24 protein-coding genes are annotated in these 24,116 nt (G+C 58.0%); 7 read left to right on the forward strand and 17 right to left on the reverse strand.

The features are described 5' to 3' along the window. Positions 1-6 precede the first annotated feature (6 nt). The 5 genes from hpaH to hpaG all read right to left on the reverse strand — a co-directional run bounded on the left by hpaH (position 7) and on the right by hpaG (position 4,899). On the reverse strand, positions 7-810 hold the full coding sequence (hpaH, locus tag ACLHV8_RS02745; RefSeq protein ID WP_108089514.1) for a 2-oxo-hept-4-ene-1,7-dioate hydratase: 804 nt from the start codon (positions 808-810) through the stop codon (positions 7-9). Between the two features lie 105 nt (positions 811-915). Beyond that, complete coding sequence (locus ACLHV8_RS02750) at positions 916-1,296, reverse strand: 5-carboxymethyl-2-hydroxymuconate Delta-isomerase (RefSeq protein WP_028016558.1); 381 nt, start codon at positions 1,294-1,296, stop codon at positions 916-918. Positions 1,297-1,305: 9 nt separating this feature from the next. Continuing rightward, a complete protein-coding gene (hpaD, locus tag ACLHV8_RS02755; RefSeq protein WP_208594029.1) occupies positions 1,306-2,157 on the reverse strand; it encodes a 3,4-dihydroxyphenylacetate 2,3-dioxygenase in 852 nt (283 codons plus the stop codon). A 1-nt stretch (position 2,158) separates the two neighbouring features. Continuing rightward, on the reverse strand, positions 2,159-3,625 hold the full coding sequence (gene hpaE / locus ACLHV8_RS02760; protein WP_410376753.1) for a 5-carboxymethyl-2-hydroxymuconate semialdehyde dehydrogenase: 1,467 nt from the start codon (positions 3,623-3,625) through the stop codon (positions 2,159-2,161). Further along, on the reverse strand, positions 3,622-4,899 hold the full coding sequence (hpaG, locus tag ACLHV8_RS02765) for a 4-hydroxyphenylacetate degradation bifunctional isomerase/decarboxylase (RefSeq protein WP_208594027.1): 1,278 nt from the start codon (positions 4,897-4,899) through the stop codon (positions 3,622-3,624). Before hpaG ends, hpaE begins: the two co-directional genes overlap by 4 nt. Before the next feature lie 270 nt (positions 4,900-5,169). On the opposite strand from hpaG, the gene hpaR reads away from it, so the two are divergent. Continuing rightward, entirely contained in the window at positions 5,170-5,613 is a 444-nt protein-coding gene (hpaR, locus tag ACLHV8_RS02770) for a homoprotocatechuate degradation operon regulator HpaR (protein ID WP_028016562.1), read from the forward strand. Between the two features lies 1 nt (position 5,614). Here hpaR and ACLHV8_RS02775 read toward each other — a convergent pair whose 3' ends face one another. Genes ACLHV8_RS02775 through ACLHV8_RS02790 form a run of 4 tightly spaced genes read right to left on the reverse strand, consistent with a single transcriptional unit; the run spans position 5,615 to position 9,150 of the window. Then, positions 5,615-6,871: an FAD/NAD(P)-binding oxidoreductase gene (locus ACLHV8_RS02775; protein ID WP_208594026.1), complete on the reverse strand. Its 1,257-nt coding sequence runs from the start codon at positions 6,869-6,871 to the stop codon at positions 5,615-5,617. Further along, positions 6,858-7,112: a (2Fe-2S)-binding protein gene (locus ACLHV8_RS02780; RefSeq protein ID WP_134708252.1), complete on the reverse strand. Its 255-nt coding sequence runs from the start codon at positions 7,110-7,112 to the stop codon at positions 6,858-6,860. The genes ACLHV8_RS02775 and ACLHV8_RS02780 overlap by 14 nt, the downstream gene beginning before the upstream one ends. Continuing rightward, entirely contained in the window at positions 7,109-8,212 is a 1,104-nt protein-coding gene (locus ACLHV8_RS02785; RefSeq protein ID WP_208594025.1) for an NAD(P)/FAD-dependent oxidoreductase, read from the reverse strand. The genes ACLHV8_RS02780 and ACLHV8_RS02785 overlap by 4 nt, the downstream gene beginning before the upstream one ends. Beyond that, positions 8,209-9,150, reverse strand: a complete 942-nt coding sequence (locus ACLHV8_RS02790) for a 4-hydroxyproline epimerase (RefSeq protein WP_028016566.1) — start codon at positions 9,148-9,150, stop codon at positions 8,209-8,211. Before ACLHV8_RS02790 ends, ACLHV8_RS02785 begins: the two co-directional genes overlap by 4 nt. A gap of 308 nt (positions 9,151-9,458) precedes the next feature. On the opposite strand from ACLHV8_RS02790, the gene ACLHV8_RS02795 reads away from it, so the two are divergent. The 6 genes from ACLHV8_RS02795 (at position 9,459) to tsr (ending at position 17,372) form a co-directional block, all read left to right on the forward strand. Further along, complete coding sequence (locus ACLHV8_RS02795; RefSeq protein ID WP_208594024.1) at positions 9,459-10,274, forward strand: AraC family transcriptional regulator; 816 nt, start codon at positions 9,459-9,461, stop codon at positions 10,272-10,274. A 138-nt stretch (positions 10,275-10,412) separates the two neighbouring features. Then, positions 10,413-11,333, forward strand: a complete 921-nt coding sequence (locus ACLHV8_RS02800; RefSeq protein WP_049007403.1) for a dihydrodipicolinate synthase family protein — start codon at positions 10,413-10,415, stop codon at positions 11,331-11,333. Between the two features lie 14 nt (positions 11,334-11,347). Further along, positions 11,348-12,955 (forward strand): aldehyde dehydrogenase (NADP(+)), encoded by a 1,608-nt coding sequence (locus tag ACLHV8_RS02805; RefSeq protein ID WP_208594023.1) that lies wholly within the window; start codon positions 11,348-11,350, stop codon positions 12,953-12,955. Between the two features lie 11 nt (positions 12,956-12,966). After that, positions 12,967-14,568, forward strand: a complete 1,602-nt coding sequence (locus ACLHV8_RS02810) for an APC family permease (protein ID WP_208594022.1) — start codon at positions 12,967-12,969, stop codon at positions 14,566-14,568. An 11-nt stretch (positions 14,569-14,579) separates the two neighbouring features. Continuing rightward, positions 14,580-15,599, forward strand: a complete 1,020-nt coding sequence (locus ACLHV8_RS02815) for an Ldh family oxidoreductase (RefSeq protein WP_134708256.1) — start codon at positions 14,580-14,582, stop codon at positions 15,597-15,599. A gap of 108 nt (positions 15,600-15,707) precedes the next feature. Beyond that, complete coding sequence (gene tsr, locus ACLHV8_RS02820) at positions 15,708-17,372, forward strand: methyl-accepting chemotaxis protein (RefSeq protein ID WP_028016572.1); 1,665 nt, start codon at positions 15,708-15,710, stop codon at positions 17,370-17,372. Here the strand turns inward: tsr and ACLHV8_RS02825 are convergent. From ACLHV8_RS02825 to ACLHV8_RS02860, 8 genes are all read right to left on the reverse strand, one after another. Beyond that, entirely contained in the window at positions 17,369-17,890 is a 522-nt protein-coding gene (locus ACLHV8_RS02825; RefSeq protein WP_208594020.1) for a GNAT family N-acetyltransferase, read from the reverse strand. The genes tsr and ACLHV8_RS02825 overlap by 4 nt on opposite strands. After that, complete coding sequence (gene opgB / locus ACLHV8_RS02830; protein WP_208594019.1) at positions 17,890-20,181, reverse strand: phosphatidylglycerol--membrane-oligosaccharide glycerophosphotransferase; 2,292 nt, start codon at positions 20,179-20,181, stop codon at positions 17,890-17,892. The genes ACLHV8_RS02825 and opgB overlap by 1 nt, the downstream gene beginning before the upstream one ends. 269 nt (positions 20,182-20,450) lie before the next feature. Next, positions 20,451-20,933 carry a DUF2501 domain-containing protein gene (locus tag ACLHV8_RS02835; RefSeq protein WP_049007398.1) on the reverse strand — a complete coding sequence of 161 codons (483 nt, stop codon included), beginning with the start codon at positions 20,931-20,933 and terminating at the stop codon, positions 20,451-20,453. A gap of 84 nt (positions 20,934-21,017) precedes the next feature. After that, complete coding sequence (gene dnaC, locus ACLHV8_RS02840) at positions 21,018-21,755, reverse strand: DNA replication protein DnaC (protein ID WP_023334409.1); 738 nt, start codon at positions 21,753-21,755, stop codon at positions 21,018-21,020. Next, a complete protein-coding gene (gene dnaT / locus ACLHV8_RS02845; RefSeq protein ID WP_208594018.1) occupies positions 21,752-22,297 on the reverse strand; it encodes a primosomal protein DnaT in 546 nt (181 codons plus the stop codon). Before dnaT ends, dnaC begins: the two co-directional genes overlap by 4 nt. 147 nt (positions 22,298-22,444) lie before the next feature. Then, a complete protein-coding gene (locus ACLHV8_RS02850; RefSeq protein WP_013095463.1) occupies positions 22,445-22,873 on the reverse strand; it encodes an organic hydroperoxide resistance protein in 429 nt (142 codons plus the stop codon). Positions 22,874-22,957: 84 nt separating this feature from the next. Beyond that, a complete protein-coding gene (locus ACLHV8_RS02855; protein ID WP_208594017.1) occupies positions 22,958-23,410 on the reverse strand; it encodes a MarR family winged helix-turn-helix transcriptional regulator in 453 nt (150 codons plus the stop codon). A gap of 41 nt (positions 23,411-23,451) precedes the next feature. Beyond that, entirely contained in the window at positions 23,452-24,093 is a 642-nt protein-coding gene (locus ACLHV8_RS02860; protein ID WP_208594016.1) for a TetR family transcriptional regulator, read from the reverse strand. Positions 24,094-24,116: the final 23 nt, after the last annotated feature.

The following is a 24,116-nucleotide window of genomic DNA, read 5'->3' on the forward strand; positions in this document are numbered from 1 at the left end:
TGTCTCCTAGACGAAGCGGCAACTGATGGAGCCCATGTTGCCGTAGTCGACATGGAAGGTATCGCCCTTGCTGGCAGCCACCGGGCGGGTAAACGAACCGCCGAGGATGATTTGCCCCGGTTCAAGCTGCACGTCGTACGGGGCCAGTTTGTTCGCCAGCCACGCCACGCCGTTCGCCGGATGGTTCAGCACGCCTGCTGCGACGCCGGTCTCTTCGATCACGCCGTTGCGATAGAGCAGGGCGGAGATCCAGCGCAGATCCAGCTCGTCGGGTTTAATCGGGCGCCCACCGAGGATCACCCCAGCGTTGGCGGCGTTGTCGGAGATGGTGTCGAACACTTTGCGCGGGCGTTGGGTGTCGGGATCGATGTTGTGGCAGCGGGCGTCGATCAGTTCCAGCGCCGGGATCACGTAATCCGTAGCGTTGTAGACGTCGAAGATCGTGCAGTTCGGGCCGCGCAGCGGTTTGGCCAGCACGAAGGCCAGCTCCACTTCGATGCGCGGAACGATAAAGCGATCGACAGGGATGTCGCTGCCGTCGTGGAAGAACATGTCGTCCAGCAGCGCGCCGTAATCCGGTTCGCTGATCTGCGAGCTGGCCTGCATCGCTTTGGAGGTCAGGCCGATCTTGTGGCCTTTCAGCACGCGGCCTTCGGCGATTTTCAGGCTGACCCATTCGCGCTGCACGGCGTAGGCGTCGTCGATGGTGATCGTCGGGTAGTCCAGCGAGATCTGGCGGATCTGCTCGCGGGATTGCTCCGCCTGGTGCAGACGATGGGCGATCAGGGTATGGGTGTGTTTATCGAGCATGGCGTATCCTTTGTGCGGCTGTTGCCGGGTGGCGCTTCGCTTACCCGGCCTACGTTCGAGCCGTTGTAGGCCCGGTAAGCGAAGCGCCACCGGGCGAAAAGATGTCTACTTAAACAACGCGTGCACGTTGTTTTGTTTGTAATTGAGCGTCGGGTGAAGCTCGTCGAGCTCAAACGACAGCGCCAGATAGCGAGCCGCCATCAGATCCGCGAAATGCGTTTTGATAAGCGCAAACAGCATCTCACCCACGGCCTCACGGCTCTCCAGGCTTCGCCCGGCACCGATTTTCAAGGTCATGTGTACAAAGGCGTAATCATGTTTGCCGTCGGCCATCTGCCAGGTATCCAGCCAGTGCGCGCGGCTGCGGATGCCCCCGAGCGGGAAAATGCCCGTGGCGGCCAGCGCCTCGTTCACTTTGGCGAACAGTCCCGGCAGGTCGGCCTGCTCGCGGATATTGTCGGTACATTCAGCGATAAAATGCGGCATGGTGGCTCCTTAAGCGGGCAGTGGGAAAACAGCGTTGACCTGGCCGGTGCCGGAGCTGGCAAACAGCTCGGTGAGAAACTCCACCTTGCCGTCGTAATTGTCCCAGCCGAGCATCCCCAGCAGCATCACCGTGTCGTGCATATTGCCTTCCCCATAGCAGTAGTCGGCGTACTCCGGCAGCATGCTGCAAAACTCTTTGAACTGGCCTTCGCGCCACAGCTTCACCACGCGCTCGTCCATCTGGCGGTCGAACTCGCGGGTGTAGCTGTTCATCCCTTCTTCCGCGCGCTGGTCGTCAATAAAGCGGTGCGACAGCGACCCGCTCGCCAGTACCGCGACCGTGCCGTCGTATTTCTCAATCGCGCTGACGATGGCTTCGCCGAGCCTGCGGCTGTCGGCGAAGTCGTGAACGGTGCAGAACGCTGAAATGGAGATCACTTTGAAGTGCTTGTCGCTGTTCATGTAGCGCATCGGCACCAGCGTGCCGTACTCCAGCTTCAGGCTCGGGATGTTGTGCGCTTTGGCGCGCACGCCAAGCTTCACCGCTTCGTCGGCGATAAGCTGGCCGAGCGCCGGGTTACCGTCGTAGTCGTAGGTCATGTCGCGGATAAAGTGCGGCAGCTCGTTGCTGGTGTAGATGCCGGAAAAATGGTCCGCACAGTTAATGTGGTACGCGCTGTTCACCAGCCAGTGGGTGTCGAAAACAATAATGGTATCGACGCCCAGCTCGCGGCAGCGCTTGCTGATCTCTTTGTGTCCGTCGATGGCCGACTGACGGCAGCCGTGGTTTTTCCCCGGCAGCTCAGAAAGGTACATCGACGGAACGTGGGTAATTTTTGCCGCTAACGCTAACGTGCCCATATCAGACTCCCCATTTTGGAATCGGATGGTCGCCCATAGAGATGCAGACGTTCTTCATCTCCGCAAACACTTCGAAGCTGTACTCGCCGCCCTCGCGGCCGGTGCCGGAGGCCTTCACGCCGCCAAACGGCTGGCGCAGGTCGCGCACGTTCTGAGTGTTCACAAACACCATGCCCGCTTCGATATTGCGCGCCAGGCGCAGCACTTTGCTCACGTCCTGGGTCCAGATGTACGACGCCAGACCGTACTCCACGTCGTTGGCCAGACGCAGGCCTTCCGCTTCGTCTTTAAACGGCAGCAGGCACGCCACCGGCCCGAAGATCTCCTCCTGTGCCACGCGCATACGGTTATCGACGTCCGCGAGCACGGTTGGGCGCAGGAAGTTGCCGCCTCTCAGGTGCGCAGGCAGATCGGTCGGTTTATCCGGCCCGCCGGCCAGCAGGGCCGCGCCTTCTTCAATACCGAGACGGATGTAGCCGGAGACTTTCTCCCAGTGCTGCTGGCTGATCAGCGCGCCGACCTGAGTGTTCGGATCGGTCGGGTCGCCCACGCGCAGGCGGTTGGCGCGTTCCGCGAAGCGTTTGACGAATTCCGGGTAGATGCTCTGCTGAATGAAGATGCGCGAGCCCGCGGTGCAGCGCTCGCCGTTGATAGAGAAAATGGTGAACAGGGCGGCATCCAGGGCGCGCTCGATATCGGCATCTTCAAAAATCAGCACCGGGGATTTACCGCCCAGCTCCATGGAGTATTTCTTCAGCCCGGCGTTTTTCATGATATTGCGCCCGGTAGCCGTACCGCCGGTGAATGACACGGCGCGCACGTCGCGATGACGCACCAGCGCATCGCCCGCCGTTGCACCGTAGCCCTGCACTACGTTCAGCACGCCCGCCGGAATGCCCGCCTCCAGCGCCAGCTCGCCCAGACGGTCGGCGGTCAGCGGGGAAAGCTCAGACATCTTCAGCACTGCGGTATTGCCCAGCGCGAGGCACGGCGCAACCTTCCAGGTGGCAGTCATAAACGGCACGTTCCACGGCGACACCAGCGCACAAACGCCCACCGGCTGCACCAGGGTGTAGTTGAGCATCTTGTCGTCAACCGGGTAGGTCTTGCCGTTCATCTGCTGGCACACCTCGGCGAAAAACTCGAAGTTGTGCGAGGCGCGTGGGATCAGCACGTTTTTAGTCTGGTGGATCGGCAGGCCGGTGTCGGCGGTCTCCATGGCGGCGATCTCAGGGACGTTCTGGTCGATCAGATCGCCCAGACGACGCATCAGGCGCGCGCGCTCTTTCATCGGCAGGTTAGCCCATTTCGGGAATGCCTCTTTTGCCGCCGCTACGGCCTGGTTCACTTCGGCTTCGCCGCCGGAAGCGACTTCTGCCAGCACCTCGCCAGACGCCGGGTTAGTGGTGTGGAAGTAGTCACTTCCCGCCACGTTTTTACCGTTGATCCAATGGTTTATCTTTTTCATTTTGTCGTCTCCTCACTGACAATTCGGTTCACCAGGCGGCCCACGCCTTCTACTTCCACCACCACTTCGTCACCCGGCACCACGTCGGAAAGCCCTTTCGGCGTGCCGGTGGCAATCATGTCGCCCGGCTGCAGGGTCATAAATTCGCTCAGGTACGCAATCAGGAACGGGATGCTGAAGATCAGGTCTGCCGTGGTGCCTTCCTGGCGTAATTCGCCGTTAACAAAGGTGCGAAGGGCCAGGTTGTGCGGGTCGGGAATGGCCGCTTTCGGCACGATGTTGGGGGAAATCGGCGTCAGCCCGTCGCGGCTTTTGACGCGCAGATTCGGGCGATAGTAATTTTCGAGATAGTCGCGGATGGCGTAGTCGTTGCACACCGTATAGCCCGCCACGTAGTCCATCGCGTCGGCTTCACTCACCTTGCGGGCGGTTTTGCCGATGACCACCACCAGCTCCGCCTCGTAGTGCATGTACTCAACGTTGTCCGGGCGTACCGACGTCTGGTTATCACCGTTAAAGGTGTTCGGGGCTTTGATAAACACCAGCGGCTCGGTGGGCGGTTTGAAGTCCAGTTCGCTGGCGTGATCGGCGTAGTTCAGCCCCAGAGCAAACAGCGTGGCATGCGGGTGCGGGCCGTGTGCGATGGCTACGTCGCGTTCATTCACCACCGGGTTTTCCAGCGGGGGAAAACCTTTCGCCAGAATGCGCACGCGATCGCCGGGCTGCAGGGAGACGCGGGAATGCGGAGTACCGAGCAGAATGGCATCACCGGGATTGAGGGTGGCGAATTCGCTCAGGGCGCTGAGCAGTTCGGCGGCGTTGCGCTGCAAATCGGCCGTGTTCCAGTGGTCGGCTTCGCGACCGTTGATTTCGGTGATGATGGTCAGGTTATCGACGTTATCAACGGCGACAAGCTCACCCAGCGGACAAAAACCGTCACGGCATTTGGCCTTAATCGCCGGGCGGTAGAAACTCTCTTCCGGCAGGCTCACTTCATTGGCTAACGCATATCCCGCGATGTATGCCGCCGCGTCTTCCACGCGCACCTTGCTGGCAGTTTTGCCCACGACCAGTGCCACCGTCGCACCGCTTAACACCGTTTCACCTTCTGGGAACGGAATGGGCTCGCCTGCGCGGATCACGGTGTTATGCGGTTTGATAAACCACACCGCCGTTTTTGGCGGCGTGGTGTAGGGGGCTTTTTCAAACGCGTCGCGCCATGCATCACGCTGGCTTTGATGGTTCAATGCGACGGCAAAAACAGTACCTTTCATTGACTACTCCTCACCCTGAAAGTCCGGGTTGTGATTTCGTTAATATGTTAATGATTTGGTTTTATGCTTTTGCTGTTCGTTTCGCAATCAGAAGTGAAAAATTTGTGATATGAATAACAATAAATTTACATATAGATAATTAAATATTTATTTATCATGCAGTTAATAAAATAGGGTTGTTTCTGTTAGACTTTTTGACGTAAAACGAGTTGTTTATAAAAACATCTTTTGTGTGATTGTTTACTTGTTAATAACTGGTGGGGAGAGGCTATGCATGATTCATTAACCATCGCGCTGTTGCAGGCGCGGGAAGCGGCGATGTCTTACTTCCGCCCGATCGTGAAGCGGCATAACCTGACCGAACAGCAGTGGCGGATTGTGCGCGTGCTGGCTGAACATCCGTCGATGGATTTCCACGACCTCGCATTTCGGACCTGTATTTTGCGCCCGAGCCTGACGGGTATTCTGACGCGCATGGAGCGCGACGGGCTGGTGCTGCGCTTAAAGCCGGTGAACGACCAGCGCAAGCTGTACGTGTCGCTGACCAAAGAGGGGAACGCGCTGTACGAACACGCCCAGGCGCAGGTGGAAGAGGCCTACCAGCAGATTGAAGCGGAATACACGCCGGAGAAAATGAAACAGCTAACGGCGCTACTGGAAGAGTTCATCGCGCTCGGCAATCGCCATATTGCCGAACGCGGGGAAGAGGAGTAACTCAGCCCTCCGGTTTTGCCAGGTGGATCAGCGTGTCGATTCGCGCGGGGGAAAGCGGCTCGCGCGGGTGCGGCAGCGGCCAGCCGTACAGCCAGCGGGCGCTGGTGGCGCAGGTTTTCCCCTGACAGGCACCCATGCCACAGCGCGAGGCGAGCTTTGCCGCCTGCCAGCTCTCTGCATGTTGCACATCGCCGCAGCGCACATCTTCGCAGCGACAGAGCAGGGTGTCGGCAGTGGCAACCTCTTTTAGCGATTCCGGTAAGGCGAAGGTGGCATGGAGCGCCCGGGCAAAACGCTGCCAGCGGGTACGGGCGGCGATGGCTTTTTCCGCCTTCCCGGGGTTATCCGCCGCGATATAGCCCGCAATTTCCCCCTCGGCCAGCGCCAGCTCGCTGCCGCCAAAGCCGGTGCATTCTCCCGCAGCATAGATATCCTCCACGCTGGTGCGTTGAGACGCATCGACCCGGATCGCCTGATTTTCTGTTGTGCAGCCGAAGATAAGACCCGGCTCGAGATTGGGCACCAGTCCGTAGCCGATCGCCAGCCTGTCACAGGCTATCTCCTGATTTTTCCCGCCGTGGCGTACGGTCACGGACTGGAGATGCGCATCTCCCCGGGCGTGGATGACCTGGCTTCCCGGGCGATAGTGAGCCGGAAAAAGCTCGCCGAGCTGGAGCAGTTTTTCTGGCCAGCGCCAGAGCCCAGCCGCGAACCGGGCCAGCGCGCTCACCGGCGCCTGTTCGATGATGGCGACGATATTTCCGCCTGCGCGTTTCACCGTACCGGCGACCGCCAGCAGCAGTGGCCCGCTGCCGGCAATGACGACCCGCTCGCCGTTGAGCGGCAGGCCATGTTTAATCTGTGCCTGTAGCCCACCGGCTCCCGTTACGCCGGGAAGCGTCCAGCCAGGAAACGGCAGGGAGAGTTCCCGTGCGCCGCAGCATAAAATTAACCGCTGCCAGCGGATCTCGCCGCAACTGTCTGCGGTTTCAAAAACAACGCAATGCGATTCAGGGCGGGCAATCAACCGGGCGCCGTTCAGTAGCGTAATGCCCGGCTGTTCCGCCACTGCCTGCCGCAGGCGTAAGGCGCGCGGAGGCAGCGAAACCTGCGGACCATCACGCCAGATTTGCCCCCCAGGGCGCGGGTTGTCGTCAAGCACCATCACCGACTTTCCACAGCGTGCAGCGGCCAGTGCTGCCGACAGCCCGGCTGGCCCGGCACCGAGGACAAGGATCTCGCACTCAAACGTTCGCATGTTGGCTCCTTTCAATCACCATGTCGGGCTGGCATTCCGTCTGGCAGGCCAGCACCCGTCGTCCATTCACCGTGACGCGACACTCCTGGCAAACGCCCATGCCGCAGAAGGGTGCGCGCAGCTCACCGCTGACTGAACTTCGCGTCACGCCGCTACCCGTGAGTGCCAGCGCCGCTGCGATGCTGATGCCAGCAGGAACGTCGCAGGGTTCGCCTTCGATAATCAGCTTCAGGGTCGTCATGCAATGGCCTCCTGTTTTTGCAGCCGCGCGGGGAGCCAGGCATCCGGTGAAACGGGTGAGCGTTCGCCGAGGATCTGCGCGCAGAGCAGTTCGGCGGTTGCGGGGGCGGTGGTGACACCCAGCCCTTCGTGCCCCAGTGCCAGCCAGATACCCGGCCGTGCAGGATGCGGGCCGATGAGCGGGTTGCCGTCTGCCGACGCGGCGCGAAAGCCGCTCCAGCAGCGAATGATATTGAGGTTATCCAGAGAGGGGAGAAAATGGCGCGCGCGTGTCAGCATGGTGGCCAGAAGCGGTAAATCCAGCTCGCGGTCGGTATTATCGAACTGGCGGGAAGAGCCAATCAGCAGTTGCCCGGTGGGACGCGGCTGGACGTTAAACGCCACCGAGGTGCCGCCCGCATGGGCGCTGGCACCGTATCCCAGCTCTACCAGCTGGTGGCTGAGCAACGGGGTGTAGCGATCGGTGATCGCCAGTTGGCCTTTTTTCGCCCGTAGCCAGTTTTCGCCAAGCAGCGCGTTGGCCCCCAGACCGCAGGCGATGACGATGGCGCGCGCGCGCAGGCGTTTGCCGCTGTGCAGGGTGACGTAGGGGGCATCGACTGCGAGGGCGCGATCGCGAAGATGCGTGACATCGGCATCATCAATTAACCAGCGAGCGACGTTTGGCGCGTAGACAATCCCGTCTCCGGGCACCCACAGCCCGCCGCTGAGCCGGGAGGTGAGCAGGGGTTCACGTGCGGCAAGCTGGTCGCGGGTCTGCATGTCGCTGGCGACCTGGTGTTGCGCCATCCGCCGTTGTTTTTCTTCTGCCAGTTCAAGCTCCTGCGGCGTTTCCGCCAGCCACAGCGTGCCACACCCGCGCCAGGCGCAGCTTTCCGGCATCCGGGGCGTCAGTTCCCGCCAGCGTGCCAGAGACCAGGCAGAAAGGGTAAGCTCGGCGGGGTCGTCATCCATGCACACCAGATGTCCCATCCCTGCTGCCGTTGCGCCCGCGTTACCGTCGTCGATCAGCGTGACCCGCTGCCCGCGCTTTGCCAGTTGCCAGGCACAGGCGGCACCGACGATCCTGGCACCAATGACAATGACGTCGGTGTCGGTCACAACGTAATCCCCCAGCGGAACGGATCGCCAGGATTGAGGATCAACCGGTTATCGCCGCAGACCCATGCCTCACCACGGATCGTCGGGATGATCTTGTTGCCATGCGGCACGAAATGGGCGGTAAATTCGCTGCCGATGATGCTCGCCTGTCGCCAGGTTTCTCCCGGCCTGAGTTTGCCGTCTTCTGCCAGACAGGCCAGCTTGGCGCTGGTGCCGGTGCCGCAGGGTGAGCGATCCCAGGCTTTTCCCGGACAGAGCACAAAGCTGCGGCTGTCCGCGCGGTCATCCTCCGCGAAGAGCTCAATATGGTCGATAATGCCGTCATGTTCACCGCGAATACCTGCACGTTCTAACCCTTCCCGGATCGCCCAGGCATACTCCGTTAACTGGGGTATCTTGTCCGGCGTCACTGCAAAAGGATGATCGTTGACGAGGAAGAACCAGTTTCCGCCCCAGGCGATATCCCCCGTGACCGTACCGTGAGCGGTTTCAACCTGCACCTGTTTGCGCCAGCGATACGCCGGGACGTTTTCTACCGAAACGCTGCCATCGTCGTGCAGCGTGGCGGTCACATCACCCACCGGGGTTTCAATCAGATGTTTGCCGGGCTGAATGCGGCCAAGCCAGGCCAGCGAGGCGACAAGCCCGATCGTCCCGTGACCGCACATGTTCAGAAAACCGCTGTTGTTGAAGAAGATGACCCCCGCCGTGGCCTTCGGCGACACCGGTTCACAGAGCAGAGCGCCGACCAGGACATCGTTGCCGCGCGGCTCAAGAATGATGGCTTTCCGCCAGTCGTCGTAGTCGCGGGCGAAGCGGTCCCGGCGCTCGGCCATGTTTCCAGCGCCCAGATCCGGAAAACCGTCGATGACCAGGCGGGTCGGTTCGCCGCCGGTGTGGGAGTCAATTACTCTCAGTTCGCTGTGCTGCGCTGTCATGGGATCTCCGGAAAGTTAACACCTTGTTGCTAAATGCTGGCGTAAGGCCGGGATTCCTGCTTGATCGCTTTCGTCACCAGAAATGACGAAATCAGCACAGTGACCGGTTTCATTCTTAAGTGAAATTCATATTTATTTCTTATTAATCATTCTGTTGATGGTGTGGTAAACCAAAAGTAGCGACTGTGCCAGTGAATGAAACAGGGTAAATCATAAACCTGTGGCAGGATCGCAAAACGCGGTAAGGGCGCTTGATGAGTTAACGAAAAGTTAATAAAGATCCAGCTCACCGATCGGGAGGAAGCGTGATGTCCTGTGTGATTGATGATGTGCTGGCACCGTCGCCAGCGCTGGAAGTGGCTGAACTGAGTCAGATTTGTGAAGGGCTGGCGCGCCAGCGTCCGGACAATATCCAGACCTTGCTTCATGCGATGGCGTTGATTGCGCCACTGCTCAACGCCATTCCTAATGTGGTGTTTTTTGTCAAAGACGTGCAGGCGCGCTATCTGATGGTCAATATGACCCTGGCGCGTCGCTGCGGATTTAAGACGGTGGCTTCGCTGCTGGGGAAAACCTCTGCCGATGTTTTTCCTTCCGCGCTGGGGCAGGGCTATACCGAGCAGGATATGCGGGTGCTGCGCGAAGGGGTGACGCTGCGCGATCAGCTGGAGATGCATCTCTATAACGGCCGTGAGCGCGGCTGGTGTCTGACCCAGAAACTGGCGCTGCGGGATGCGCAGGGCCAGGTGATCGGCATGGCGGGCATTTCACATGACCTCCAGGAAGCGCAGGCGCGACACCCGGCGTGGCAGCGGCTGGCGATCGTCGACGATCATATCCGCAAGCATTACCACCGGCCGATCGCCATGGAGGAGCTGACCGCGCTGAGCGGTATGTCGGTGGCGCAAATTGAACGCTACTGTAAGCGCATTTTCCACCTCACCCCGCGTCAGATGATACACAAAGTCCGTCTGGAAAAAGCGACCGAGCTGCTGGCGGGCGATACGCCGATTACCGATATTGCCCTGCAGTGTGGCTATACCGATCACAGCGCCTTTAGCCGCCAGTTCAAGGCCATGACCGGCTCTACGCCGCGTGATTTTCGCGTCACGCTGGCTGGGTAAGACAAACGCACTGTGCTAATTTCGTCATCAAAGAGGAGGAAAACCACCAAGCCGTCGGACGCCTGAAACGTCAATCTGTCAGTGAATATTCACCATTCATTCACTTTGACTTAACAAATTGACGACAAGGAACCGAACATGAGCAAGAAAGCCATTCACTGGAGCGGTGTATTCCCGGCAGTCAGCACCCAGTTTCGCAGCGATTACTCTCTCGACCTGGATGCCACCCATACGGTGATGAAAAACCTGGTCAAGGATGGTGTTTCCGGCCTGGTGGTGTGCGGCAGCGTGGGCGAGAACACTTCTCTGACCACGCAGGAAAAGCTGCAAATTATCGAAGTGGCGAAAGACGCGGCGGGTGGACAGATCCCGGTTATCGCCGGTGTCGCAGAATTTACCACCGCCTTTGCGCAGAAGATGGCGAAAGAGGCCGAGCGTGTGGGCGTTGACGGTATTATGGTGATGCCTGCGCTGGTGTACTCTTCAAAACCGCATGAAACAGCGGCCCACTTCCGCAGCGTGGCAACCGCCACTGACCTGCCAATCATGGTGTATAACAACCCGCCAATCTACAAAAACGACGTGACGCCGGATATCCTGGCGACGCTCGCTGACTGCGACAACATCGTCTGCTTTAAAGACTCTTCCGGCGATACCCGCCGCTTTATCGACCTGCGTAATTCCGTTGGCGACCGCTTTGTGCTGTTTGCCGGGCTGGATGACGTGGTGGTCGAGAGCATCGCCGTGGGGGCAGAAGGCTGGATCTCGGGGATGTCGAACGCGTTCCCACGTGAAGGGGAGACGCTGTTCCGCCTGGCAAAACAGCAGCGCTATGAAGAAGCGATGGCGCTTTACCGCTGGTTTATGCCGCTGCTGCATCTGGATGCGCGTCCGGATCTGGTGCAGTGCATCAAGCTTTGCGAAGAGCTGTTGGGCCGCGGCAGCGCGATTACCCGTCCGCCGCGCCTGGCGCTGGAAGGGGAAACCCGTGCGCAGGTGGTAGCGATTGTCGAGAAGGCGCTGGCGACTCGCCCACAGCTGCCTGACGTCGGCCTTTAAGCACAGGAGTGACGATGACTTTATCTCTCTCTGTTTCAGGCCAGCAGTTTATCGCCGGCCGCCGCGTGGCAAGCGGTGAGGCGACGCTGCCGGGCCTGCGTGCCGCTGACGGTGAACCCACCGGATACCGCTTTTACCCGGCCTCCCGCGAGGAGGCCGCCGCCGCGGCGCTGGCGGCAGAACAGGCATTTCCGATCTATTCACAGACGTCACCCGAGGTACGAGCCCGCTTTCTCGAAACTCTCGCCGACGAGCTGGATTTACTCGGCGATGAATTTTTCGCGATAGCCCATCAGGAGACGGCGCTGCCGCTGCCGCGCTTGCAGGGAGAGCGTGCCCGGACCAGCAATCAGCTGCGTATGTTCGCTGGCGTGCTGCGTCGGGGTGATGCCTTCGGCGTGCGCATTGATACCGCACTCCCTGCGCGCCAGCCGCTGCCGCGCCCGGATCTGCGCCAGTATCTGACGGCGCTGGGCCCGGTGGCAGTATTCGGTGCCAGCAATTTCCCGCTGGCTTTCTCCACCGCAGGGGGCGATACCGCCTCTGCGCTGGCGGCGGGCTGCCCGGTGGTGGTGAAGGCTCATCCGGGGCATATGGCAACGGCAGAACTCACCGCTCAGGCCATTGTGCGTGCGGTGGAGAAAGTCGCCCTTCCTGCGGGCGTTTTTAACATGATTTTCGGCACCGACATTGGCGCAGAGCTGGTGCGTCACCCGGCGATCCAGGCGGTCGGGTTTACCGGTTCTTTGCGCGGCGGTAAGGCGCTCTGGCTGCTTGCGCAGCAGCGTCCGCAGCCGATCCCGGTCTTTGCGGAGATGTCAGCCATTAACCCGCTGATTATCCTGCCACAGGCGTTAGCCACCCGGGCAGAGGAGCTGGCGAAGGAACTGGTGGCCTCTTTTACCCTCGGCAGCGGGCAGTTTTGTACCAAGCCCGGGCTGATCCTGGCCTTGCGTGGCGAAGGCATGACCCGCTTCACGCAGGCGCTGAAGGAGGCGGTGGATCAGGCTCCGGCACAGACCATGCTCAATGCCCCGACCCTTGCCCACTACGAAGAAGGCGTCAGTGCGTTTGAGGCGCATCCCGCGATTCAGCGGCTGGCAGGCTCTGATGATTCTGTTAGCGGACGCGCGCAGGCTCGCCTGTATCAGGCCCCGGTTTCGCTGCTGCTGGCGCAGGAGCCTCTGTTGCAGCATGAGGTGTTTGGTCCGCTGGCGGTGCTGGTTGAGGTGGCTGACGAGGCTGAAATGCAGGCTGTTCTGCGTGCCATCCAGGGGCAGTTGACGGCAACGGTGCACGCCGAATCCGATGACGGCCCGCTGGCACAACGCCTGCTGCCAGCCCTGAGCGAAAAGGCCGGGCGCGTGCTGTTTAACGGATATCCGACCGGCGTGGAAGTGTGCGATGCGATGGTGCACGGCGGCCCGTGGCCTGCCACCACCGATTCACGCGGGACCTCCGTCGGAACCCGCTCCATCGAACGTTTTATGCGTCCGGTGTGCCTGCAGAATGTGCCCGCTGCACTGCTGCCGCCTGCTGTCCAGGATGCTAACCCTCTGAACCTGCTGCGCCTGATTAACGGGCAGTGGACCCGGGAAGCCATTTCCCCCTCTGTTGACTGAAGGGCATGACCATGACGATTCACTCTACGCATCAAACATCGTCCCGCGTTGTTGAGTCAGGGAAATTTAAAAAGCAGCTCACGTTAACCGACCTGACGTTTATTGGTCTTGGGGCTATCTTCGGCTCCGGCTGGCTGTTTGCCGCAAGCCATGTGGCCTCGATTGCCGGGCCTGCGGGCATTGCCTCGTGGGTTATCGGCGGGATTGCCGTGCTGCTGCTGGGGATTGTCTATTGTGAACTGGGGGCGGCGCTGCCGCGCGCCGGGGGGATCATCCGCTATCCGGTGTTTTCCCACGGCGAGCTGATGGGGTATCTGCTGGGCTTTATTACGCTGATTGCGTTCTCAAGCCTGATCTCCATTGAGATTGTTGCCGCGCGCCAGTACGCGGCCGCCTGGTTCCCGATGCTAACGCAGCCAGGCTCAAGCGATCCGACCCTGCTGGGCTGGGTGGTGCAGTTTTTACTGCTCTGTTTCTTCTTTGGCCTGAACTACTACAGCGTAAAAACGTTCGCACGCTCCAACAACATCATCAGTATTCTGAAGTTTCTGGTGCCGCTGGCGGTTGTCGTCACCCTGTTTACCTTTTTCAAACCTGAAAACCTGCACGTTCAGGGGATTGCGCCGTTTGGTATGTCAGGCGTTGAGGCGGCGATCAGCGCCGGGGGGATTATTTTTGCCTACCTGGGGCTGACACCGATTATCTCTGTGGCGAGCGAAGTACAAAATCCGCAGCGGACCATCCCGGTTGCGCTGATTTTATCGGTGGTGCTGTCGACGATTATCTATGTGCTGCTGCAACTGGCGTTTCTTGGCAGTATTCCAACCGGGATGCTCGGCAGCGGCTGGGCGGAGATCAGCAAACAGTTCTCGCTGCCTTATCGCGATATCGCCATTACGCTCGGTATGGGCTGGCTGGCATTTATGGTGGTGTGCGATGCGATTGTCTCCCCGAGCGGCACCGGCAATATCTATATGAACGCGACGCCGCGCGTGATTTACGGCTGGGCGAAAGCGGGGACGTTCTTTAAGGCGTTTACCCACATTGATAAAGAGTCCGGCATTCCGCGTCCGGCGCTGTGGCTGACCTTCGCCATGTCTATCTTCTGGACGCTACCGTTCCCGTCCTGGGAGCAGTTGATTAGCGTGGTGTCGGCGGCGCTGGTGTTGAGCTATGCCATTGCCCCTGTCACGGCGGCGGGGCTGCGCCGTAATGCGCCCGATCTGCCGCGCCCGTTCCGCGTGCGTGCCTTCGGGATTATCGGCCCGGTGTCGTTTGTGATTTCAGCCCTGATTGTCTTCTGGTCTGGCTGGGGGACGCTGTCATGGCTGCTGGGGTTGCAGATTGTGATGTTCGTGGTCTACGTGCTGTGCAAAGCAAAAGTGCCTGTCCACACCGTGAGTCTGGCGCAGCAGGTGAAATCGTCCCTGTGGCTCATCGCTTTCTACGCGCTGATTATGCTGTTCTCGTGGCTGGGCAGTTTTGGCGGCACAGGGGTGATTGGTCATCCGTGGGATACGGTGGTGGTGGCGGTGATGTCGCTGGGCATTTACTACTGGGGCGAGCGAACCTGTCTGCCACAGGCTAACTTTACCGGAGACGAAGAAGAGTAGAGGAGTGGGTCATGGAGATGGTAAACCTCTCGTTAACAGAGGCTTATGCGCTGGCATTTAACGTGCTGCGCGGGAACGGATTCAGCGAGGCGCACGCCGCCGCGGTGGCGAAAAACGTCACCCACGGCGAGCGCGATGGCTGCGCCTCGCACGGTTTGTGGCGGTTGCTGGGTATTGTCGAAACGCTGCGTAAAGGGAAGGTGTCACCAGACGCAGAGCCGGCGATCGCCGATATCGCACCCGCCATCGTGAAAGCGGACGCTGGTGGGGCATTTTCCCTGCTGGCGTTCGAACGTGCGCTGCCGCTGCTGATAGAAAAGGCGCGACACGGTGGTATCGCCGCGCTGGCGATTAACCGCTGCGTGCACTTTTCTGCCCTGTTTGCGGACGTTGAACCGCTGACGGAGGCCGGCCTGGTGGCGCTGGCGACCACGCCGAGCCATGCGTGGGTCGCCCCTGCGGGCGGCACGCAACCGCTGTTTGGCACGAACCCGATTGCTTTTGGCTGGCCACGCGGCGATAAGCCGCCGTTTATTTTTGATATGGCCACCAGCGCGGCGGCGCGGGGTGAAATCCAGCTGCATCAGCGCGCGGGTAAACCCGTGCCGGAAGGATGGGGGATCGATGCTCAGGGCAAACCGACGACCGATGCACAGGCTATTCTCGACGGCGCGATGTTGACCTTCGGTGGACATAAAGGATCGGTGCTGGCGGCGATGGTGGAGCTGCTTGCCGGGCCGCTGATCGGTGATATGACCAGTGCGGAATCGCTGGCGTGGGATGAGGGCGCAGGCGGCCTGCCTTACGGCGGTGAACTGATTCTGGCGCTCGACCCGACGCGTTTTTTGGGGAATGACGCCGCGGCCCATCTGGCCCGCGCCGAGACACTCTTCAGCGGGATGACGCAGCAGGGGGCCCGATTGCCGGGAGAGCGCCGCTATCAATCTCGTGAGCGCGCAAACCGTAATGGCCTGGAGATAACCCTCACACTTTTCAATGACATATCTGAGCTGCTGAAATCATCATCGTGATCATCAACACAAGAGGAGGGAAATAGTCCCTCTTCTCAGTACGTTTTTCGTAAAGTTTTCCCTTTCCAGACCGAAAATTCTGTTATCTGTCTGAAGGAAAGAGAAAACATGTTAAACCGTATCAAGATTGTCACCAGCCTAATGCTGGTTTTAGCGATATTTGGCCTTTTACAACTCACATCCGGTGGTCTTTTCTTTAACGCTCTGAAGAATGACAAAGAGAACTTCACCGTCCTGCAAACCATTCGCCAGCAACAATCCACGCTGAACGGCAGCTGGGTGGCGTTGCTGCAAACCCGTAATACCCTGAACCGTGCGGGCATCCGCTATATGATGGATCAGAGCAATATCGGCAGCGGCGCGACCGTTAACGATTTGATGCAAATCGCGTCTGCGTCTCTGAAACAGGCGGAAAAAAACTGGGCTGACTATGAAGCCCTGCCGCGCGACTCGCGTCAAAGTGATGCAGACGCGATGGAAATCAAACGTAACTACGATATCTATCACGGTGCGCTGGCGGAGCTGATTCAGCTGCTGGGCGCAGGTAAAATCAACGCCTTCTTTGACCAGCCGACTCAGAGCTATCAGGACGGTTTTGAGAAGCAGTACGTAAACTACCTGCAGCAGAACGACAAGCTGTACAAGACCGCCGTTGAGGACAGCAACAGCTCTTACTCTCAGGCTATCTGGGTGCTGATTAGCGTATTGGTTGCCGTTCTGGTGGTGATTGTCGCCGTCTGGCTGGGTATCAAACAGGCGCTGATCTCTCCGTTGAACCGTCTCATCGACAGCATTCGCCATATCGCCAGCGGCGACCTGGTGAAGCGCATTGATGTGGAAGGCTCCAACGAGATGGGCGAACTGGCCGATTCACTGCGTCATATGCAGGGTGAGCTGGTGCGTACCGTTGGCGACGTGCGTAATGGCGCGAACGCCATTTACAGCGGTGCGAGCGAAATCGCGATGGGCAACAACGATCTCTCCTCCCGTACCGAGCAGCAGGCGGCTTCTCTGGAAGAGACCGCTGCCAGTATGGAACAGCTGACGGCAACCGTTAAGCAGAACGCCGAAAACGCCCGTCAGGCAAGCCATCTGGCGCTAAGTGCGTCTGAAACGGCGCAGAAAGGCGGTAAAGTGGTGGATAACGTGGTGCAAACCATGCGTGACATCGCCGGAAGTTCGCAGAAAATTGCCGACATTATCAGCGTAATTGACGGCATTGCTTTCCAGACCAACATTCTGGCACTGAACGCGGCGGTAGAAGCGGCGCGTGCGGGCGAGCAGGGCCGTGGCTTTGCGGTGGTGGCAGGTGAAGTTCGTAACCTGGCGCAGCGCAGCGCCCAGGCGGCACGTGAAATTAAGAGCCTGATTGAAGACTCTGTTGGCCGTGTGGAAGTGGGCTCTACCCTGGTAGAAAGCGCCGGTGAAACCATGGGCGAGATCGTTAATGCAGTCACTCGCGTTACCGACATTATGGGTGAAATCGCCTCTGCGTCAGACGAGCAGAGCCGCGGTATTGACCAGGTGGGTCTGGCAGTCGCAGAGATGGATCGTGTGACCCAGCAGAACGCCTCGCTGGTGGAAGAGTCTGCTGCGGCCGCGGCCGCGCTGGAAGAGCAGGCGAGCCGTCTGACTCAGGCTGTGGCGGTGTTCCGCATTCAGCAGGAGCAGATGAAAGCGCGCGAGTTCGCTGCGGCTAAAGCGGTTTCCACGCCGGTGATGGCGCGTAAAACCGCGACTGCCGATTCAGGCGATAACTGGGAAACGTTCTAATTAAGTGACAGGCGCATGGCACAGCGGGATTCATACGCTAAGCCATGCGCCGCTTCATCCTCTCTTTTCTGACGCAGTTCTGGCGTTAGCTCAGCAATTTGTTCAAATCCCAACCGCGCATAGAACGGCGCATTCCACGGGACGTCCCGGAACGTCGTTAACGTCAGCGACGTTAGCCCTAGCTTACGGGCATGGTCAGCCACACAGGCGATGAGCTGTCGGCCAATCCCTTTTCCCTGCCAGTCCAGATCAACCGAAAGCTCCACGATAAACAGCGATGAAGAGTGTGCTTCGGTGAGGATAAACCCCACGGGGCGGTCATTCGCCAGCGCCAGCCAGCTTTGCCCGCGTTCGGCATACTCAAGATGCTGCTCAGCGGAAATGACCTCACCCTCGGCAAGCCAGGCGAGCTCCGGATAGCGTCGAAAACGTTCCCCCGCCGCGCGTTCAATGGCGGGCAGGGCGTAAACGTCGTCACAGCGAGTTGGCCGAACGGTTATGTTAAGGGGGACGGTCATTAGCCTGCATTACTCACAATTTTAATTTCGACCATACCTACCCCCAGCTGACGCGGTGAATGGCCGAGGATATTCCCGTCATTCGTGGACTGCGGGTCTGGCGGCACAATCACCAGGGTATTGCTGCGGGATGGATTCTCAAAATGAAGCGTGTGAGTGGTCACTTCGTTTCCAAGCGTTAGCATCTGCTCTTGATCGCCCACGCGCACGGGCACGGGCTTATTTGCATTGGAGCCATACGCCCTGGCCGTGATCACCAGGTCAAATTGTTCTGGCAGGGGATGGGTGTACTCAATTTTCACCTCGTTGCCCAACTGCGCATTTGACCAGCGTCCCCAGGACTCCGGACGTGAGATGCCGCTAAACTGTTTCACCTCTTCCGGCGCGCCGGCCACGTTAAAGATAAAGCTGTCCGCCTTGTAGCGAATATCGTTATCGACGATTTTCAGCATGTCGACGTTGTGCTGGTAGCGTGCGGTATCAATCACCGTATCTTTAAACGCGGTTTTGCCTTTCCACTGGGCTTTATCCACATGCTGCACGGTTTGCTCCCCGCCAAGCTGGCCCTGAGAAACACACCAGTCGGTAGAAAGCGCCAGCGGCTGTGACCAGAGTTGGCCCATTTTGTAACATTTGTCGACCCAGACGAAGTTATCGCGAGGGGCAAAGTCAGCCAGCTGGAAACGCAGTGGGGCGGAATACTCACTTTCCGGCAGCGGTTCGACGCGATTGTCCGACACGCGCACCAGCAGCGGCAGGCGGAAGCTGCTGCCCGAGAAGGCAATCGTGTTTTTATTTTGATCGATGGTGAAATCTTTCATCTCTTTCGGGAAGTTCCACAGGCGGATGATGTCTGGCTTCCACGCGAGGATTTTTTCCTTCATGTTGAGGAAGACTTCAGAGAGAGATTGCCCCGACAACGTGCTGCGGCCCAGACCAATAAAGTTGTCTCCGCCCAGAATGTCCAGCACGGTCGCGCCGTTATCCATTGAGTTACGTTTGGTGGCAATCACTTCCTGTTGCGGCTGGTCGCCGCGAAGTACGAAGAACAGATTGCTGCGATCCTGCTTGTTGAGTTGATCCCATGCGCTGTTTTTCATCGCCAGATGGTCAGACGAAACGACGATGACGGTATTTTTAAAATACGGTGAAGCTTTGATTTTCTCGACCAGTGCGGCGATATGCTCCTGGCTACAGGTGACGGCGCTGAAAGATTTGTTGTTTTTGCCGCCGACATCATAGCTTCTGCGTTTACAGGTACGTGAGACGAACCCGTCCGGGTGGTGCGTATCCACGGTCAGAGCAAAAAGGGAGAAGCGCTTACCCGAGCGGGAAAGTTCTTCGAATTTCTTCCAGGTTTCGTCCAGCACCGTATCGTCGTAGAAGCCCCAGTCGTTACGGTAGTTTGGATCGGCAACTGTCGTTTTTAACTCCTCTGAGCCATACAGGTGGTCAAAACCGTGGGACTTCAGGAACACATCTTTTCCGGCAAAGCGCAGGTTCGCCCCCTGGACAAAATAGTTTTCATAGCCGGAGTTTTTCAGAATATCGCCCAGGCAAACATTCTGCGGGAAGAATGTCGACATCGAGGCTGAGGCGTTCCCTTCAAAAGGTGCAAACAGCGGGATACCACACTGGGAGGCAACCATTCCGGCGATAGTGTAATCCGTGCCGGGCAGCTGCATGGTGTGGCTGAAATCAAGACCTTCGTTTTTCAACGCGCCCAGCTCTGGTGTCAGGTTCGGGAACGCGTCGTTATCAAAGTACGTGCGCTCCAGGCTTTCGCCGTAGATATAGACCAGGTTGAGTTTCGGGCTGGCGATCGTTTTCGACGGCTCTTTGTAGTAGGCCACGAAATCCGGATCGCCGTCGCGCGACTGGGACTTTACCAGCTCGGCGATCTGATGGAATGCGGGACTGGCGTCGACTGAGGCCAGTGCCAGGAAAAGCGCCAGCAGGCTGTAACCATGATGGTGCGGATGATGGCGACGTCGCCGCAGTACCCAGGCCAGTGTGCCAAAAACGACCACCAGCGCCACAACCAGGCCCAGCCCAGGAAGAATATACTTACCTACGCCTGCGCCCGTCAGGCTGTTCGTCAGGGTGTAGAGCACCGCATCGTTAATACCGTCACCGGTAAAGTAATCGCTGGCGTATAAGGTAATGTTTAAAATAATAAAAATGCCGAGCACCACCAGCGTGGCGATAAACCACCAGGTGTGACGGCCAGCTTTCCAGGCGTAAACGCCGACAGAAGCCAGAAAAAGGATAAGAGACATGAATTCAGACAACAGCATATCCTCATGACGCCAGATGCTTCGCTGGCTAACTGTTTATTTTTAGGTACTACAATGTAATTGCGATGTCGTTTAGCTGCAATTCTAGTGTCATGAAAGTGTGCTGTTATTAGGATTTGGTTTAGAAAACCGTTTTTTTGAAGGTGCTCGCATCCTGACAAACGGACGCTGAGACGGTGGCAGGCAGGGAAAACGCTCATTTAGCGCCGCGTTGCAAGACTATCGCATTAAACGCGGCGTGTTGTGGCAGAAAATGGGATGGATCAGGAGATGAAATTAACGCCTTGTTTCAGCACCAGATCGCAGGCTTTGGTTTTCACCTGTTTGGCCAGAGAAGAGTTGCCGATGGTGCTCAGGTTAAGCTGCTGGCCGTTTTTCGCGTTAAGCAGACCCTGAATACCGTCCATGTAGTTGGTATCCGCTTTCTGCTCCTGGGTATCCAGACCCAGCTTGCCCAGCACCTGGTTTTTGACATTTTGCGCGTCGGTCACGGAGGCCAGCTTTTGCTTCGCGCAATATTCCAGAATGCCCGCCGCGTTGTTCATTGTACCCGCACTCAGGCTCTGGGAGCTGTTACCCAGCAGGCTGGTGAGAGAAGATGCGGACAGCCCGCCCTGAGTGCTGCTGCTCTCTTTGGTCAGTTCGTTTGCTGCGCTTGACAGAGAATCCTGCCAGGACGCCGCTTGCACTGCGCCGGTAACCAACAGGGTGCCTAACAGCGTGCTGATAATAATCTGTTTTTTCATCGTAAATTTCTCAAAAAGGTCCGTTTTGGGCCGGAAGTGATTCCAGTATATACCGCCTTCTCACCATAGATTCCTGGAACTATCTTAATACTCTTTTCCGGTGACGCGGCTACGGTAACTTTCCCAGTCGAAGATGACATACAGGCTGTTACCCAGCTTCATGCGATCCATAACGCGCTCACCCAGTAAGCGGGTCATCTCGTCGATATTGTGGTTTGTCAGCATACCGGTAGGTCGTTTGGACGAGGAACGGCGGTCGACAATCTGGTTAATGATCACCTTTTCATAACGGGATTCCGTCTGCACGCCAATCTCGTCGATGACCAGTAAATCGACGTTACTCAGGTCGTTCAGGAGTTGTTCTTCGCTGGTTTCGCGGTTGCTGAAGGTGTCTTTCATCGCAGACATGATATCGGCCACGGTGATGATGAGCACCGATTTCCCGCGCAGGAGCAGTTCGTTGCAGATAGCGGCAGCGAGGTGATTTTTTCCGGTGCCAGGTTTGCCGCTAAAGATGAAGCTGGCAATATTACCATCGAATTCATCCACATACTGACGGGCGGCGGCAAGCGCGTTCATCTGCCCGTTGGTCTCAACTTTATAATTATCAAATGAGCAGTTCTGATGCAGGGGACGAATACCTGAACGGTTAAAGGTGCGCTGCATTTTCATCGCCCGATTTTCACGGGCGAGCGCGGCGGCGCGGATCTCTCCTTGCTCTTTTTGCCACGCCAGCAGTTCTTCACCCGTGGTGAAAGCGGGCTTCACGTTGGCAGGCATCATTTTTTGCAGACGTTTCATCAGGTCGCCGACGTTCTTCATTTCGCACCTCGGAATCCGTTAGGGATCTGTTTATCCGGTTCTGAAAACGCGTTGATATCGCGTTTTGGCTGGCCATTATTGCTGGCGCGGGTGATTTGAAGATGGCGCGCGAGCTTTTGCTGCCACTGAATATGGGTGAAGACTTTACCTTCTGCCTGCCACCAGGCCGTAAACGCGGCCAGCTCTTCAGCGGTGGCGGGTTGTGTTAACGCAATCCCCCACAGCGCGGCCTGCCGCTGAAAATCGGCATCAGGTTGCCAGCCCGCATAGAGGGCAAATTTTCCCATCGGAACGTTCATCGGGGCGTTAACCGGCTCATCAAAAAACTGGTTATCCAGCATGATATCGCTCGCCGGGCGTGATAATTGCGCTTCGATCTCCAGGAGCTGTGCCAGACGTTCCGGTGTGATTGCGTAAAATGCCGGCGCATTGTCGGCAAAAACCGCAACCGTGCCGCCTTCGGCGTGGGTCAACACACCGCGTGGGTCGCGCATAAAGGCATCAATGCCAGCAATGCTGGTGGTCAGAATTCTGGAGGACATAACGCTTACTCTACTGATGACTACGGGCGTGATATGAGCTTATGGTAGCACAGAGAGGATGAGGGGATGGAGGGGATTTCCCCGGTGGCGATGCGCTTATAGGGCTACAACCGTAGACCTGATAAGCGCAGCGCCATCAGGCATTTATCATGCGATGATATTCAGGGTCACGTCGATGTTGCCGCGGGTCGCGTTAGAGTACGGGCAAACGATGTGGGCGGCATCGACCAGCTTTTTGGCTTCCGCAGGATCCATGCCTTCAACATGGATGTTCAGTTTTGCTTCGATACCAAAGCCGGTTGGCAGCGGACCAATACCCACTTCGCCTTCAATAAAGGCCTCTTTTGGCAGGGTAAATTTGTCGCGTGCGGCGACAAACTTCATCGCGCCCAGGAAGCAGGCAGAGTAGCCGGCAGCAAACAGCTGCTCAGGGTTCGTCACTTCTCCCCCCATGCCACCCATCTCTTTTGGCACGCCCAGTTTCACGTCCAGGACGCCATCAGAAGAGGTGGCTCGACCGTCACGGCCTCCGGTTGCTTTTGCTTTGGCGGTATAAACGACTTTTTCTAAAGACATGGCAGGTTCCTCATTTTATATTTAAGTGCGCTATTAAATAGCGTGCGATATATGTGTTTAAATAAATACGCGTAAAGTATAGCCTTACGCGTGGTGTAACTGGTGTCGCAAAAGTTCAAGCTGCTGCTTCAGCGCCAGCATCGTGTCAGTATCACATTGCGCTGCGCAACCCATCGCATGGGGGATATTTAGTGCCTGCTGCTGCAGTGCACGTCCCTCGTCGCTCAGCGTGACGGCCACCTGACGTTCGTCTTTACGCGAGCGCTGGCGTTTTATCAGCCCGGCGCTTTCCAGACGTTTTAACAGCGGTGTCAGGGTGGCAGAGTCAAGGAACAGCCGCTCACCAATGTCCGACACCGTCATGTCGTCCTGCTCCCAGAGCACCAGCATCACCAGGTATTGCGGGTAAGTCAGGTTCAGCGGCGCCAGCAGTTGCCGGTACAGCTTGTTAAGCGCCAGATTTGCCGAATAGAGAGCAAAGCAGAGCTGGTTATCCAGCAGGAGCGCAGCGGTGGTGTCGTTCGTTTTCGTGTTCATGGAGTGAATATAGATAGTGCGCTATCTAATTGCAAGCAATTTTATGGGCAGGTATAGCGGAGTGCCACCTGAACGGCCATTTTGCGGTAGTGCTCGCGCTGAGCCTGTTCATCCGCCCCATCTTCAAACAGCAATGTGAAGGTGTAGCTGTTGGCGACGTAGTGAAAGCTGAAACTGCTTATCAGACGGTGGAGATCGCGGGCGTCAACTGTCTGGTTGAATAGCTGCTTTTCTTTACCCCGGTCCAGGATCGCTTCCAGCAGATCGAGCGCGCTACGGTTGACCTGGCGCAGATAGCTCGACTGCTGCATAAAGCGACCACGCTGCATGTTTTCCATGCAGATAATGCGGATGTAATCCGGGTGATCGGCATGATAGTCAAAGGTAGCTTCAACCAGGTTGACCAGCGCTTCTACCGGTGGCATTCCCGCCAGGCTCAGCGCTTTCTCACTGGCGCGGATTTGGGTGTAAACATGCTCCAGGACGAGAAGGTAGAGGTTTTCTTTGTTCTTGAAATGGTAAACCACCATGCGCTTGGTCGTGCCTGCTTTCTCCGCAATTTGCTCCATGCGGGCACCGTTCAAACCATATTCGGCGAAAAGCGCGATCGCGCTCTGAAAAATTTTCTCTTTCAGGCTGGATTCTTCATTGTGTGCGGGGTGTTCGCTGCCTGGGTTAGCCACAATCTTTCCTTATTTTCACCAAA

It is taken from the genome of Enterobacter sp. CPE_E863 (assembly GCF_046521465.1).
GTDB lineage: Bacteria > Pseudomonadota > Gammaproteobacteria > Enterobacterales > Enterobacteriaceae > Enterobacter > Enterobacter adelaidei.